At 47.5% G+C, this 14,482-nt stretch carries 14 protein-coding genes; 12 read left to right on the top strand and 2 right to left on the bottom strand.

The window, feature by feature from the left end:
- The first annotated feature begins 24 nt into the window (after nucleotides 1-24).
- From BM100_RS21045 to BM100_RS21035, 4 genes are all read left to right on the top strand, one after another.
- On the top strand, nucleotides 25-1,539 hold the full coding sequence (locus BM100_RS21045; RefSeq protein ID WP_092514505.1) for a conjugal transfer protein TraG N-terminal domain-containing protein: 1,515 nt from the start codon (nucleotides 25-27) through the stop codon (nucleotides 1,537-1,539).
- A 566-nt stretch (nucleotides 1,540-2,105) separates the two neighbouring features.
- Nucleotides 2,106-2,528, top strand: coding sequence for a hypothetical protein (locus tag BM100_RS21040; protein WP_092514503.1), 423 nt, complete (start codon nucleotides 2,106-2,108; stop codon nucleotides 2,526-2,528).
- 152 nt (nucleotides 2,529-2,680) lie between these two features.
- Nucleotides 2,681-2,872: a hypothetical protein gene (locus BM100_RS22815; protein ID WP_139217016.1), complete on the top strand. Its 192-nt coding sequence runs from the start codon at nucleotides 2,681-2,683 to the stop codon at nucleotides 2,870-2,872.
- A gap of 456 nt (nucleotides 2,873-3,328) precedes the next feature.
- On the top strand, nucleotides 3,329-4,246 hold the full coding sequence (locus BM100_RS21035; protein ID WP_092514501.1) for an integrase domain-containing protein: 918 nt from the start codon (nucleotides 3,329-3,331) through the stop codon (nucleotides 4,244-4,246).
- A 195-nt stretch (nucleotides 4,247-4,441) separates the two neighbouring features.
- Here BM100_RS21035 and BM100_RS21030 read toward each other — a convergent pair whose 3' ends face one another.
- Both BM100_RS21030 and BM100_RS21025 read right to left on the bottom strand, forming a co-directional pair.
- Nucleotides 4,442-6,214, bottom strand: a complete 1,773-nt coding sequence (locus BM100_RS21030; protein ID WP_092514499.1) for an ATP-binding protein — start codon at nucleotides 6,212-6,214, stop codon at nucleotides 4,442-4,444.
- Nucleotides 6,211-7,404: an SIR2 family protein gene (locus tag BM100_RS21025; RefSeq protein WP_092514497.1), complete on the bottom strand. Its 1,194-nt coding sequence runs from the start codon at nucleotides 7,402-7,404 to the stop codon at nucleotides 6,211-6,213. The genes BM100_RS21030 and BM100_RS21025 overlap by 4 nt, the downstream gene beginning before the upstream one ends.
- A 585-nt stretch (nucleotides 7,405-7,989) precedes the next feature.
- On the opposite strand from BM100_RS21025, the gene BM100_RS21020 reads away from it, so the two are divergent.
- From BM100_RS21020 to BM100_RS20985, 8 genes are all read left to right on the top strand, one after another.
- Entirely contained in the window at nucleotides 7,990-8,442 is a 453-nt protein-coding gene (locus BM100_RS21020; protein WP_092514495.1) for an antirestriction protein, read from the top strand.
- The gene (locus BM100_RS21015) at nucleotides 8,429-8,890 is read left to right on the top strand and encodes an antirestriction protein (protein WP_092514493.1); all 462 of its coding nucleotides are present in this window, start codon (nucleotides 8,429-8,431) and stop codon (nucleotides 8,888-8,890) included. Before BM100_RS21020 ends, BM100_RS21015 begins: the two co-directional genes overlap by 14 nt.
- Before the next feature lie 120 nt (nucleotides 8,891-9,010).
- Complete coding sequence (locus tag BM100_RS21010) at nucleotides 9,011-9,568, top strand: hypothetical protein (protein ID WP_092514491.1); 558 nt, start codon at nucleotides 9,011-9,013, stop codon at nucleotides 9,566-9,568.
- Entirely contained in the window at nucleotides 9,562-9,861 is a 300-nt protein-coding gene (locus BM100_RS21005) for a TA system toxin CbtA family protein (RefSeq protein WP_420855347.1), read from the top strand. Before BM100_RS21010 ends, BM100_RS21005 begins: the two co-directional genes overlap by 7 nt.
- A 103-nt stretch (nucleotides 9,862-9,964) precedes the next feature.
- A complete protein-coding gene (locus BM100_RS21000; RefSeq protein ID WP_092514489.1) occupies nucleotides 9,965-10,888 on the top strand; it encodes a DUF1281 domain-containing protein in 924 nt (307 codons plus the stop codon).
- Nucleotides 10,889-11,006: 118 nt separating this feature from the next.
- Nucleotides 11,007-11,693 carry an N-6 DNA methylase gene (locus tag BM100_RS20995; protein WP_092514487.1) on the top strand — a complete coding sequence of 229 codons (687 nt, stop codon included), beginning with the start codon at nucleotides 11,007-11,009 and terminating at the stop codon, nucleotides 11,691-11,693.
- 215 nt (nucleotides 11,694-11,908) lie between these two features.
- Entirely contained in the window at nucleotides 11,909-12,832 is a 924-nt protein-coding gene (locus tag BM100_RS20990; RefSeq protein ID WP_244590733.1) for a TraI domain-containing protein, read from the top strand.
- Between the two features lie 190 nt (nucleotides 12,833-13,022).
- On the top strand, nucleotides 13,023-14,030 hold the full coding sequence (locus BM100_RS20985) for a tyrosine-type recombinase/integrase (RefSeq protein WP_092514483.1): 1,008 nt from the start codon (nucleotides 13,023-13,025) through the stop codon (nucleotides 14,028-14,030).
- The last annotated feature ends 452 nt before the right edge of the window (nucleotides 14,031-14,482 follow it).

Below are 14,482 nucleotides of genomic sequence, written 5' to 3'. Positions count from 1 at the left end.
GTCAGCCAGCCGGGGAAGTGTGTCATGACCACGAACAGTTATCTGGAATATTTCCTGACCCTGCTCGGCTGGGTGGTGAATAATGGCCTGTGGCACATTCTGATTGCCACGGGGTTGTTTACCCTGCCGTTAGTGGTCAAAGTGATGGCCATTTGGCTGAAAGTCAGAGAAGGTGGCGAAGAAGAAGGCCCCAATGGATTGCAGTCACTGGCCCGGATTGAAAATACGCTCTACAGTGCGTTTTTTGTCATGGTGTTTTGCTGCGTGCCGCTGGTCAATGTCAGCTTCAGCACCCTCCAGTATGATACCGCCCGGACCAAAAGCTGTGGCACCTGGACACCCGGTGCGCCGGAGAACAGCGGTTATGCGCCGGTGATATCCAGCCTGAATAATCAAACGGCGGCAGTGCCGGTTTGGTGGGCCGTGGTGCACCGGTTATCCAAAGGGCTGACGCAGGCGGCGGTGGCCACTATTCCCTGCCGGCCGGATTTACGGCAACTGCGTTTTGACGTGCAGCATACCCGTATCAAGAGCCCGGCACTGGCGGCCGAGTTGCAGGATTTTACCCACGATTGTTATTCATTGGCGTTGTACCAGTGGCAACAACGCGATCCGGAACACACCAGTGACCCGATTATCCTGAATGATATCGGTTGGCTGGGCAGCCGCATATTTTTAGCCGGCGATTACCGGACGCTGCAATCGCGCACGCCCCGGGCTGATTTCCCATGGCAGGAGAGTCGGGACAACGGCCGGCCGTATACCGGGCAGGGCGGCTATCCGAGCTGTCAGGTCTGGTGGTCAGCCGCCAACATCGGCCTGAAAGACAGGGTACTGGCGCAGGCCGACCCGGGGTTGTGGCTGCGTCTGTCTGCGACACTGAAAATGTTGGGTAAAAACACGCCCGCTTATCAGGAAGCGGTGATCCGCCGTCTGGTCAGCCCGGTGAACCTGACGGTGTCTCAAGCAGGACAAGTATATGCTGGCTATGGCGGTAATGCGGACCCCACTCTGTGGGATGGTTCGACCCGGATAGGGGCCTCTGCGGGTGCACTGTTGGGGGGTTTACTGGCTTATCCGATGTTCGATGCGGTGCGTCAGGCACTGCCGATGATGCAGGCGGTGATTTTAATGGCGTTGTATATCTTAATCCCGTTGCTGCTGTTGGTGGCTGCGTATGAGTTTAAGACCGTGTTTACCCTGACCTGTGTGATTTTTGCGTTGAATTTCCTGACGTTCTGGTGGGAACTGGCACGCTGGCTGGACAGCCATTTGCTGGACGCCTTATATGGATCAGATACCCATAGCCTGTTTAATCTGGCGGGCATGCAGAACACCTCGGATGATTTAATCATGGGGCTGGTAATGGGCACGTTGTTTATTGTCCTGCCGATGGTCTGGTTGGGGGCATTGGCTTGGGGCGGGGTGCGGATGGGCGATGTCGGTGGCCTGATGAGTCAGGGCGTGGGGCAGGTCAGACAATCCGCTGGGATGTTTGGGCAGATGGTGATGCAGAAGATGATGTCGAAAGGAAAGTAGACAAACCCGTGTTTACAATGTCAGGGATACGTGGTTATCCCTGAATCATCGTTTGAATTTTAGGTCAGTTTTCTATTTTTTCGTCTGCTTAATTTATTTATCATTGCCCCGATCATAAAAGATGAAATAATTGTTTTTAACAAGATGGGTAAATAAATTATTTAACGCCAATGCGTTATTGATTTAATTTATTTGATTTAATTATGCAGGGAGATTTTATATTCGTTTTTGTATCATTATATTTAACATTGGGATTTTAATACGCGATATTTATGATATTTATCACAAAACAGACAATAAACCCATACCATTTTATCTCATATAACATACACTAAAAAGGTTATAATTGTCATGTTCTATATCAATAATGCCGTTTTACTGATAGTAGACGATTTATAGAAGCCTCAGTGGTTGAAGCCATTGAGGCTTCGCCGTTTATTGTCATAAAATAAATGTGAAAGCATTTGATTTGCCGATTCTGTTTAGTTTTTTCGCTATTGAATTCATTATAAAAAGGGTTAAATTGGAACGCCTTGAATATCGTCTGAAAAGGTTCAGGGTAAGTCATGCGTGATATTGATAAAAATCACAAAAATAAGAAAGTTAAAAAACAATCCGATCATTTTATTCCTTACAAAACGACGTATGATTTGCGGTTAACGAAAAGAGAACCCAATTTAATCAACATACTGATGCAAGTTCAGGGGTATGAATACGGCTTTTTTAGGGTGTTAGGTGTCCGCCCATTATCACAACGGGGTAACCCGAAAAGCACAGCCATTTATGTTGTGCGGTGTCGGTGTGGTAAATACGCCGTCAGGTCACTCAAGGCCATCAGAAACCCGGCGAATATGAATGACATGTGTGAGCATTGTCGTCACCTGTACAACTTGAGACGCAGGAATCGCTTTCTGACTGAAGGCAAGGATGTTGATTTGTCAGAATTAACCGGCATTACCGATAAAAAGCCCCTGGATATTAAAGAATAAAGGAATGGTATTGCGCTTGAATCTGAGCTACCTGAGCGCGTAAAAACCGTGGGGCAGAGATCATCGCACTGACATTGACCCGGTTTGATGCACACGCTACCATCGAAATGTAATTATCAGTGATCTGCTCGCCTGTGAGGATCACCCATTTGATGGCGAAAAAAGCTCCCGTAGCCTGCAAGGGAGCGCATTACTCTGCGGTACATCTGCGCACTTTTGGAAGCAGATATCGTCAGACAATAATCCACCGTCCGGCGATGAAAGTTATCCGGCGTGATTCACGACCGGCTTATCACGGAATACGAACAGCGCCGGCTTTGCGTTGTCCCGAATACCGACGGTAAACGTCCTGAATGTTGTGCGGCGTCACTTGCGTAAAAGCAACGCGATTACCAAGTGACGCCGCTAAGCGGCCAACGTCCAGAGCATATCCGGCCTGCCTTTACGACCCATTTGATCCACGTATTACTCAAAGTCACCCGTTGTTACGGGCCTTTTTCTGTCTGAATCGACCTGTTTCGTTTGTTTTTTAATCCACTGCCTGACAACAGGCTGATACCGAAAAAAGGAGAAATTACCCACGTCACGATAATGAGGCGTTTACCCTGATTGAATCAGGCTCTGAACGGGGAGCATGTCATCGCTGTGCTGAGCACGTCGCGAGCTCCTGCAAAAACTCAACACAACTTCGCCTTGCTACACATTATCTGACGCACCACGGAACGGTGAACCTGAACCGACACGCAGGGACTTGTTTTAAAAATGAATAAAACAAAAACAAATGCTCAGGAGATGCGAGGATGGCGCAGAAATCGGCACGTTCGAAAATTGAACGGTTCAGAAAAGCATTTATGACCCATGCCCGGCAAGTGGGCGGGAGTTTTGCGACGGTGGCGGAGCGTGAGCGGATCGCCCGACAATTTCTTCACTTTCTGAAAGACAAGGGTATAAAGCTCCGGCAGATGGATAGTCTCAAAACAACATATATTGAGCACTATATTGCTGAGAGAAAGGCCGACCATATCAGTCACCGGACGTTGCAAAATGAGATGGCGGCGCTGCGAACCATTTTAGTGCAGGCCGGGAAACACAAGCTGGCCGTAGCCGATAATCCACGCCTGAACAACCGGGCACTGGGGATTGCCAATATAAATCGTAGGGGGACAAAAATGGCGTTGACTCCGGCAGAATTTCAGACGGCTTTTCAGCAGGCCGAGCAAAAAGATCGGGGCGTAGCCGCCGTGATGCAACTGGCGTATGTATTGGGGTTGCGTACCAAAGAAGCGGTGGAGGCCTATAAATCCTTAGCTACCTGGAAAAAAGCGTTGGAAAACGGCCATACCTCCGTGCAAATAGTATTTGGCACCAAAGGTGGGCGTCCGAGACAGACGGTCATACTGGATCGGCAAGCCCTGCAACACGCTATTGCCTATGCCGAGCGCGAACAGGCAGGACGCAGCGGCAGATTGATTGATAAGCCCACGGTTCATCAGGCGATAGACCGTTACCGTTATGTGGTCAGACGCGCCGGACTGGTAGGTAAACAAGCGCCACACAGCATGCGCTACCATTTTGCACAGCAATCTGGCGCACATTATAAAGCACAGGGTTTCAGCGAGCGGGAAGCGCTGGCACTGGTGTCGATGGATTTAGGGCATGGTGATGGGCGGGGGCGATATATCCGGCAGGTGTATTACCAGAATATTGAGAGCCAGTAGGCTGTATTTGCTCATACACGGTCTGCTGCATTGGTCATTGGAATACGAGCCAACCAACCTTGACACTTAGCCGGTTATTCATAGGTTATTTCTAACTCGCTTCTGGACAAAAGTGAGTTAAATTATTTGCTCTAATTCACTAGATTCAGATTATTAGACGTAATCTAAGACACCTGAAATATGCTCTTTCATTTTCTAATTCCAAAGAGACTCAATATCAATATCGTCACTGTCTGGCCTACTACCGTCAGGCATCTCATTAAATTGAACAACCATTGGGACATCGAATGATGTTCCTATAATTATTGAACAACCCTTTGAAAGGTTAGGAATCATTTGTCGTGAGAGTTCATCAAGTGAGCTAATAGTGTTCTCTAGCAACTTGAGGTCACGCTCATTGACTAAGCGATGAATAAAAAAATTATGCAGCTGAGACATAATCGTAGGTGAGATATCTGCTGGCCTCTGGCTTGACAAAGTTAAGAAGAATCCAAATTTACGACCTTCTTTGATAATCTCCTCAAATAGCTCCAAACGGTAATCCTTCCAACTTTCACTCTCACGACTCGATTGGGTCGACAGTATGTTATGAGCTTCATCAATTATCATGTGGAATGTTTGCTCTGGTGGACTCTGGTTCATAACCTTCTGCTTGTGTTCACCATAATAAAATTTAGCAAGCAAAAGTGGCATAACCTTCTTAATTTCTTGGTTAGTCCTTCGAAGTGATACCACTGACAGTAACATGTTTGCTGGTCGTTCTTCTCCAACGTCAAACACACGATCTAGTGCTGTCAATGACGCTTCCACTCTCTTTAGTAGAGGTTGGATATGGTCGAACTGAACATAACCGCTAACGAGGTCAGAAAGAAGTTGAGTGTTGATTCTCAGCTTTAACTCACTGAATGGCGATAACTCTCTAATGTTGATGCCGTCTACGTGTGCTTTGCAATGGTTATTGTATGTGTGGTCATTATCACCACCATTAAAATAATTTAGGGTGTCTGGGAAATACAACTGAGATTTTTGACCATGCCAGCCCATTTTCCTAACTGTTTTCTCTAGGTCTTGGGATTCAACAATCTTTGCAATCTCCTCAATAAGAGCTACAAACTCTTTCTTTTGTGCGGTACTTGTGAGAGCACGCTTGATAGTTGACTTGACGTAAGTTTGCAAGCTATCTGGATTGTTTTTGAACTTGTTTCGACCAGAAACTATCCGCTTTAAGAACGGCTTCTGAGTGTTCTCAGTTGCTTTGAATAAGATGCCGAATAATTCTTCATCCCAGAACACATCGCTAGTGAGCGGAAATTTATCGCCATCATCATTGCGAGTATCTAGTTGGTATACCTTCTTATGCTTGTTTTTTGGTATTAGCTGGTTATTTGTGTACTCTCCATTAAAGTCGATAACAACAAAGTGACTCTTGTTTATGAGTTTTTCCAGCTTATTGCGAAATAGCGTTGTGTATATTTTAGTTAATGTATTAGATTTGCCACTACCAGTATTGCCGAAAATACCTATATGAGTGTTGAATAGTTTTATCCAGGGTAGCGATATAGGTATTTCTTCAGTAAGCGTTTCACCGACAACGAAGTTGTCGTCAGGCTTTCCAAAGATAGATTTAACCTGAGTGTCACTCATTAAGTACGCGATATCACGGATCATTGGCAGGTGTTTTATGCCTTCATGGAATTCATTGAACTGGAAATGCCCAATTGGTACTAACTCAACTTTACGGATATAGCAGTCGTTCTCTTCGTCTTTCAGTCGTTCATCTAGGTATTCGCCTTGAACTCTAGCAACGATATCCTTGAACCCACGACGAATCAAAATGAACTCCTGGATCGATACACCGTTGAATTTTTCGCCGTTATAGAACAACGTCTCGTTGTTGGACTCTTCGTATAATTCTACGGTGATATTAGTGCCTTTAACTGAAATTACTTCACCAATTGCTATACTCATTTGACGTCACCAACTACAGTTTCAAGCATTGGCTTCACGGTTTCTTCAGGCATAGGTTTGTTTGGTTTATTTATCGTGAAGTATGCATCATTGAAAAGCTTAAAATCTAATTTGCTATCTTCAGAGTAAATCAACTTAACATTTAAGTACTCTTTGAATATCTCCAACATCCAGTCTTTCGTTGACTCGCTATAGCACATTACGTACATAGTTAATGACGGATTAGATAATGCTCGCTGTACAAGACTGAGAATGTGCTCGTCGGCAAAAGAGAAGCCGAAAGCAATTAATACTGAATGAGGGCGTTCAAGCTCATAACTTAGGTGACGAAGAATTTGGTAGTAAGCCTCTTCAAAAACGGTTTCATGAAACTTCCACTTTGTAGGGTTTACGATAGGTATCTTATTATAGTCCTTCCAAAATTGCTCAGAACGAAGTTTCGCAAAATCTGCGTTAGCTTCAAATACACTCAGGTCATCGAGCGATTTCGTTGTATCATAAAGAATCACCTTGCAATCATCTAGAATATCATTTTCGTCTTGATTGAAGTCTATGTTGTAACAGCTAGTACCGTAATTAAGTTCAATATCACCATCTTTGTTGCCTTTTATCCAATGTACTGAGCCGTGAGCATGCAGAAGGTTTACTTGAGGAAGAAACTGTTCGTGACGGTCAAACACGCCTTTATTTACGATACGGTTATTGAAATTTCTTGTATGGAAAGTGCGCGCTTGAAAACCAGTGCTGCCATCATTAACTTCGAACTGAGATGTCCTTTCTGCCATCAACTCTTCGCTAGCAATTTCAAAGCAATTATCGTAGTTAGTTGTGAAAATGTTTGCTTTTTTGGCTGACGGTTTTTGTTTGTTTAAGACGTGAATCAAAGTGGTCATGAACCGCTTATATTCTTGAATGACGCTTTCTTTATGTGTCGGTCTAGGAGAATTTTTAGCTGGAACTGTAGGTAAACCAGGCTTAATACATTCTCGGTAGTACAACATGAACAGCAGTGTTGTCATTTCTTTGCTTCTTTCATATTTCTTTGCAAGTGTCTCGAATGTGCACTTATTACTATCTGACCCCTTTACCTCTAGTGCTAACGTTGGTAGAAAACCATATGAAGCACCAGCTCCGACCAGAAAGTTCAGGTTATGATCGTAGATTTGATGTAAGTTAAATTCAGCAGTCATTTAAATCTATTTCCAAGAATAACTCATATCGATAGAAGGACTGAATAGCCACCGAATCAGAAAACACAGGTTGGCCACACAGATGCAAAAGTTAACACATATTGATTCATTAGCTAAATTTGGTCAAAGAGAAAAGCTAAAGCGTATGACTTTTGGGAGCATAAAACAGTTTGGGGCAAAAATGAGTCAGTCCAAGCAGCCCGAACGGGTCACTCCGTGAAATAAGCATTTACAGCCAGCCCCTGACTAACCCAAAAGCCCATCGTCTTCCTAACATTATTTTCTGCCCCAGAAAATGAATTACCTATTGACCTTACGATACCCGTTTATTAGCGTAGTCGGACTTATCAACGATTCGGTCGCTTGTAAGGATCACCTTCGGGCAGCGACAGCAACACTCCTGTAGCCTGCAAGGGAGTACACCATCGTGTGGTACATCTGCGCACCTTTGGAAGCAGATATCGTCAGTCTGATGACGATGAAGGTTATTTAATCTTATCCCTCATGGTCAATCGGCCACTCACCCAACGGGGAACACGTTTCCCATTGGGTCGGTGTTCTCCGTTTTTTATCCAGGAGAATACCATGCAACAAAATATACCCCCGACCACGGTGCACACTGCGCCCGTGTCTGAACACGCCCCTTTTGCTGACCTTTTTCCGCAAACCAGTTCACTGGAGCGGATGCTGTTGGAGCACACTTTCATTAAAGCCGCTGCGGTGCTGTGTGAGGACTACCGGCGTGATCGGTGGCAGTGCCTAAAGGTGTCAGATACCGTTGCTTATGTTGTACCAACACGGTCGGATGCCTATGTTGTCAACGTCAAAACAACGGACTTTAACGCTGAAGTTTCCGCTGATACGTTCGGGCTGATGGTGACACTGACCGTTTTAGGTTATCTGACCGCACTCATGAAGCAAGGCGAGTATGCTGAGCAGTTTTGTAACCTGCGTGAATATGCGGCATTGCAACATTCCCAGGCTCAGTGCATTCGGGCGGCTCTGGGCTTAAAGGGAGACTGTGATGCCAAACAATGAACACATTATGCTGGACAGTCTTGCATTGTCGGCCGTGTTTCCCGACAAGACCCCATTAGAACGGTTGTTTCTGGGGTTCCTGCTGGCCAATACCGCGTCAACGTTATGCGGAGATTATCAGCCGGAACAGTGGACAAGCCGACAGGTCTCTGAATCGCTGACTTATCTGGTGCCGATGCGGGCGGAAACCTATTCGATTTACCTGCCGGACACGCAACTGACGGTGACACTCTCCGCCGATGCTTTCGGGCTGGCGGTTACCTCAATCGTATTGGCCCGTGTTGCGGTGCTGGATGAACCAAATGAGGAAGCGTATCGGTTCTGTGCATTGCAGGAGTACGCGCAGCAGCACCCGGAAAACGACCTGATAAGAACGGTCATGACACTAAAGCCTAAAGAAGCGGTTGTCAGCCCGTCATTTCTCCATAACAACAATAATCATCACTGACGTTATCAGCACATGAGGCTGTTAACGCTTTTCTTCAGCGCCTGACCAGGGAAGCCAGAACACCTTCCCGGTTCCGGGCGGGTGTTTTCTTTATTTAACGTGAAATCAAGGAACACCATCATGAACCCACTTTTTTTACCGGCACCGGATGATGCCGGCTCCGTATTACATGAGGCATTGTTTATCGCCCAGGTAACCGGCCTGAGACAACATCCGACAGCGTCACAGTTATTGCTGACGGACACCCTGACAATAGGGGAAGCCGCCACCATTACAGAGATAGTACAACGTCTGAAGGTGATTCATCTGTTGGGGGATTGGCCGGCACTGGAGACGTTATCCGGTCAGTGTGAGCGGGCTTTTTTTCCGCTGACCGTCATGATTGTTGACGCGCAGGACAGAAAAGTGCTCGGTGGCCGATTTGATGACGAAATTGTCTGGGCGCAGCCGGTCACGCTCACGTCGGAACGTTTGTCACTGAAACGACAGCAACAGCGATTATGTCAGGCCGCGATGCTTGAACAGAGCTGGCTGAATGCGCCAGCGGCCCGTGTGTTATGGCATCAGGCGCATTTATTGTCGCTGCATCGGGTTTCATCCCGTTATCAGCAGTGCAGTGAAGTGCGGGATATTCTCCGGCACGGCACATCGGTCAGTATGCCGGAGGCCGCATGGTGACCTCAACACGTTTAACGGTTTGGCAGGTGATTGCCGCCGCTTTACTGAAACGGCATTTTGGCCTGAACCTGACTGACACGGTATTGTGTGAATCCGACACCGTGGCCGCGTTGGCAACCCGTGGCGTCCGGCCGTCAGAAGCCATTAACGCCTTGGTGGATAAATACGATTTAGCTCGGTTGAATGCACAGGCTGACCCGCGCAGTACACCTTATCTGGATATTCACGATGAACTGACGGTCATTTTTGACAGTGGTCTGGCTGACAGACTGCTAAAGCAAGCCAAATCGTAACCTTTTTTAATCACCTTTTTTCAATCTACCCATCGGGGGGAACTGCTCCCCTAACGGGCGGTTCCTTCTGCTTATTTTTAACGCTCAAGTGAGGAACTTAATCATGGCAGAATGGTGCACCAATCAACTGGAAATTACCGGCAAATCCGTCTGTATCGATGTGATGCAACAATGGGTCTGTGGGGAAGAAGTCCCCCGTTATCGTCAGGCGGTGTTGCAAAGTCTACGCCTGTTTCTGGCCGGTTGCGCGGGGATACTGAAACCCACTAAACCGCAAACTTATACCCCGTACCCGGCGTTAGTACGCGGCACGGCGGCACCCACGGCGCAGCATCTGGCTTTTGAGCAGTGGTTGCTGCTGTTACAGAATAATGTGCCGTTGAACACGGACAATATTAAACGTATCGATAACCTGTACCGTCAGTCCGGCCTCAGCCTGATGTCTTGGGACAAAGTGCCGGAAGCCGCACGGGATATTATCGCCCGTCTGCTGACCCGCCAGTATACCGACTGGTTTGGTATGGTGGGCTGGTCTGACACGCTGGATATCGGGGCGTGCTGGGACAGGCTGGAGGTTTATCCGCAGGCGGCACAGCCCTGCGATATGCTGATGATTATGTCAACCAGTCTTGCCACCGAAATCAACGGGAACAGCACGTTGCTGAAAGAGATCTCCACTACGGCGCAATTTTATGAAGAGCTATACGGGCTGGAATGGCCGTTTGGCCACCATGTCCGCTGGGAGCGCCGGAATGTCAGCAGTTTAACCGTGCGTTTTGATTCTCCCTGGGCACCGCCTTCGGCGGAGCTGATGGGGGAACTGTCTGCAATGTTTGACTGTGAAATCCGCCACTGGTACAGCGAATCGTCAAGTCAACTCAAAGGCTACGACTGTTATGACCAGGGCGAACATGTGGACAGCGGCCACGGACAGTCTGGACGGGAAAACCGTCCGGCACTGTATCTGGTCACCAGTGAACAGGCGGAAACGGCGCTGGTCCTGCCGGCGATTGCCGTCGGTCAGTAACCGATTATTCCACTGATTTATTTTATACGAACTGACCACGCCAACCGAAAGGGGAACCCGTTCCCTTTTCGGGGCGTGTTTTCCTTTTTTTACTTTTGTTCTGCAAGGAAAACACACAATGGCTTCCCGAACCGATCATCAGAAAGCATTTATTTCACTGTTTAAGCAAACAGCCCGTTATCAGACCCGTTATCAGGTCTTCCGGGATTTTTGTAACTGTGCCATGGCGGCGATCCACAATAAGCACTGTTTCAGTGAAGAACTGGAGCAGTATTACCTGAAAACCATTAACAAGTACGAACGGGCCGATGTTGACCGGATTGTGCAGCTGTTTTCCCATGTGGTGCTCGGATTGGCGCAAGAGTCCGGTGACTTTCTCGGCAGTGTATTTATGCAGCTGGAGCTGGGTAATAAAGATCTTCAGCAATTCTTTACCCCCTGGGAAGTGGCCAGAATGATGGCACAAATGCAGTTGCATGATGCGGCTGGGCTGTTGCAGACACAACCGTTTATCACGATGTGCGATCCCTGCGTCGGGGCGGGCTGTATGATACTGGCTGCCGCCGATGTACTGAGGGAACAGGGGCATGATCCGTTGTGCAGCCTGTGGGTGTCCGTGGTTGATATTGACCCGCTGGCGGCGGTCATGGCGTACATCCAGTTATCCCTGAGCGGTATTCCGGCCGCCGTCACCATCGGTAATGCTTTGCATGATGGCGGCAACAAACGGACGCGTTACACACCCGCGCATTATCTGGGTAATTGGTCTGCGCGTTTGCGGGAGGCTGAGCTTATCGCCGCCTGACCGTATTTTTCAACCACAGCGCCTTTCGGGGCGCTTGTTTTGTTTTTAAATGGCGTTAATACAATGAATTAGGGTGAAAATTAAATTGATTCAGTAAGCCCGTCAGGGAGTGAATCGAGTCAGGTTAATTTTCATTTCCGTAAAAAGAGTTGTGCCTTGTTTCCGACCGGGATTCACCGACACTGAGCCACATTTGAACCGAAAAAAGAGGAAGCATGATGTTTCAGCGTCTTAAATCCCGTTTTACCCGTACTCCCTCCCTGTCACAAGCATTACCTGAACACGAGCCTGAAACAGTACGTGATGCCGACGGCTATTTCCGTCCTCAGTCAGCGGAAATACTGCTGGCAACCTCAGAGCGTGGCAAGTATCTCCGGCAACTGTGGGAAAACAGTGCGCTGCCTGCTGGGCTGTACCAACAATTTTATCTGGAGCCGCTCCGCCAATTATGCGCCCGTGTGCAGCATGTCCCCGCAACACAGGAGGGTGTCTGGTCTTATCGTGGCGGGTTTATTGATCTGACCCTGCAATTTACTGCCTGTGCCGTGCGGTTGGCGAAAGGGCATATGCTGCCTCCTGGGATAGCACCGGAAACACAGGCCGCACAGAGTCTGCTGTGGCAGGCGATGGTGTTCTGGTCGGCGCTGTTTTATCACTTGCCGTTACTGCAACAACTGGAAGGCGAGCTGGACGATGGTCATCCCTGGCTACCGGGATTGTGGATACCTGAACGCCGTTTCCGCTTCCGGTTTCAGACATCATTGTCTGAAGTGTCGATTTCCCATAAAACGCTGCTGGCCGCACGTTTTTTACCGGAGGAAGCGGTCACTTGGTTGTCTTTAGTGCCCGGTGCATGGCAGTGCCTGATGTCGCATCTTGGCGGATATCCGTCCTCTGTCCCGTTGACGGACGCACTGCTTCAGTCAGCCGCTGAGCAGGTGCAGTCGCCGTTGTTGAACTCCTTTGAGCCGGCTGAAGCGGGAATGGCTACTATTTTGTCATCATCAGAACAGTCATCATCAGAAACCGAGCCGATGCTCCCGCCTACTACGCCGGGAGCCGTGCCTGACACGACGGAGGATACCCAGACATTACTGTCACTATTTCAGGCGCAGGCAGAAAGTTCTGATGAGAAATAATGCAAGTAATAACAATAACGATTTGAAATCATGCAAACGCACCGCATCAACGCCGGAAAGCCTTGTTTCTGCAATGTACAAAAAGACATGATATGAAAAATAAAATAATTCAATGCCTTAATCAATTTTGCAGTTTATTCATGGGACGTTTTTGTACCAGAACACAACTTTACACACTAAGGAAATCATAATGTTAAATAATGAGGAAAAAATGAGCTGGGATGTGTTGTTGGACGAGTATTTTTTCTCACGGATGTTACGGCCAGCAACCGAATGGAGTTATCGCAAGGTGGTACGGGTTTTTATCCGGTATATGGGGGAAACGGGATCGCCGGAGAGCGTGACCCATCGGGATGTTCTGCGCTGGCGACGTCATTTGCTGATAGAGAAAAATCAGTCCGGCTATACGTGGAACAATAAAGTGGCGCATCTGCGAGCCATTTTTAATTTCGGGATGGAAAGAAAACTGTTGTCGCACGCCAAAAATCCGTTTAATGACGCAGCGGTCAAAAAAGAGAAGAAAAAGAAGAAAACCCTGAGCAAGGCGCAAATAACCGGGATTTACCTGAGGATGCAACAGTATGAGGAGGAAGAGCGTTTACAGGTTTCTCCACGGGGAGGACGCTGTGCCTTATACCCGACGGGGTACTGGCTGGCTGTACTGGATACCTTCCGGTTGACGGGCATGCGTTTGAACCAGTTGCTGCATCTGCGGTTACGGGATATTAATCTGGACAGCGGCTACATTGAGCTACGTGTGGAAGGCAGTAAAAACCACAGTGAGTGGCGGGTGCCGATGATCCCACAGCTGAAACCCCGGCTGGCGCAGCTGGTTGAACAGGCAAAAGCGTGTGGCGCGAAAGAGAATGATCCGCTGTTTGATTTAACCCGCCTGCGTTTTCGTCATCACGGGCGCAATGTCAGTCATCAGTATCATCATGACAGAGAAAAGCAGCATCTCCGTTCTTTCTTTAATCGCTTGTCTAAAGAGAGTGGTTTTGCTGTTTCTCCCCACCGCTTTCGTCATACGTTGGCGACAGAACTGATGAAAGCGCCTGATCGCAATTTGCAGCTGGTCAGGTGTTTACTGGGACACCGCAGTGTGGCGACCACGATGGAATATATTGATATCGATATGGATATCGCGGGTAAGACACTGGCGAATGAATTGGCGTTTTATCTGGATATTGCAGAGTAATCCAATTAATGTGAGGTAAAAAAACAGGGCAAGATATCAGTAGGATTGCCCTGACTGTGTCACGGGATAATAAGATGGTTTGGAGGGGGAGGACACAAAACGAAGAACCGGGGAGTTGACTCAAAGACCAATTCTGAAATCACCTGACTTGACATCAGAATCAATTACTGAAATCATTACTTTCAACGCAAAGAGGCAATCACAAACTGTGATCACCTAAATTCGTAGAGTGGCTGTTTTTAGTCTATTAACTTACACAAGGCATTAATACACATTTATTAACATTCGCTTAACAGCACTTATTTCTGACTCACCTGTTAAGTTACTGATATCACTTCAACGAATGAGCTTTAAAATTGGTGCCCGGAGGCGGAATCGAACCACCGACACGGGGATTTTCAATCCCATCGTAAGTTAATAAAATGTAAAATTCACTAATTTGACAATTTGTA

The sequence above is a fragment of the Xenorhabdus mauleonii genome (assembly GCF_900113945.1).
GTDB classification, from domain to species: Bacteria; Pseudomonadota; Gammaproteobacteria; order Enterobacterales; family Enterobacteriaceae; genus Xenorhabdus; species Xenorhabdus mauleonii.
The sequence above is the reverse complement of the archived record's forward strand: the minus strand, read 5'-3'. Positions and strand labels throughout refer to the sequence as shown.

Excerpts from the sequence above, each read along its gene's own strand:
- BM100_RS21015 (WP_092514493.1), top strand. The coding sequence starts at position 8,429 with ATGCCAAACAATGAACACATTATGCTGGACAGTCTTGCATTGTCGGCC.
- BM100_RS21030 (WP_092514499.1), bottom strand. The coding sequence starts at position 6,214 with ATGAGTATAGCAATTGGTGAAGTAATTTCAGTTAAAGGCACTAATATC.
- BM100_RS21035 (WP_092514501.1), top strand. The coding sequence starts at position 3,329 with ATGGCGCAGAAATCGGCACGTTCGAAAATTGAACGGTTCAGAAAAGCA.
- BM100_RS21045 (WP_092514505.1), top strand. The coding sequence starts at position 25 with ATGACCACGAACAGTTATCTGGAATATTTCCTGACCCTGCTCGGCTGG.
- BM100_RS21040 (WP_092514503.1), top strand. The coding sequence starts at position 2,106 with ATGCGTGATATTGATAAAAATCACAAAAATAAGAAAGTTAAAAAACAA.
- BM100_RS20985 (WP_092514483.1), top strand. The coding sequence starts at position 13,023 with ATGTTAAATAATGAGGAAAAAATGAGCTGGGATGTGTTGTTGGACGAG.
- BM100_RS20995 (WP_092514487.1), top strand. The coding sequence starts at position 11,007 with ATGGCTTCCCGAACCGATCATCAGAAAGCATTTATTTCACTGTTTAAG.
- BM100_RS21000 (WP_092514489.1), top strand. The coding sequence starts at position 9,965 with ATGGCAGAATGGTGCACCAATCAACTGGAAATTACCGGCAAATCCGTC.
- BM100_RS21020 (WP_092514495.1), top strand. The coding sequence starts at position 7,990 with ATGCAACAAAATATACCCCCGACCACGGTGCACACTGCGCCCGTGTCT.
- BM100_RS22815 (WP_139217016.1), top strand. The coding sequence starts at position 2,681 with ATGGCGAAAAAAGCTCCCGTAGCCTGCAAGGGAGCGCATTACTCTGCG.
- BM100_RS20990 (WP_244590733.1), top strand. The coding sequence starts at position 11,909 with ATGATGTTTCAGCGTCTTAAATCCCGTTTTACCCGTACTCCCTCCCTG.
- BM100_RS21010 (WP_092514491.1), top strand. The coding sequence starts at position 9,011 with ATGAACCCACTTTTTTTACCGGCACCGGATGATGCCGGCTCCGTATTA.
- BM100_RS21025 (WP_092514497.1), bottom strand. The coding sequence starts at position 7,404 with ATGACTGCTGAATTTAACTTACATCAAATCTACGATCATAACCTGAAC.
- BM100_RS21005 (WP_420855347.1), top strand. The coding sequence starts at position 9,562 with ATGGTGACCTCAACACGTTTAACGGTTTGGCAGGTGATTGCCGCCGCT.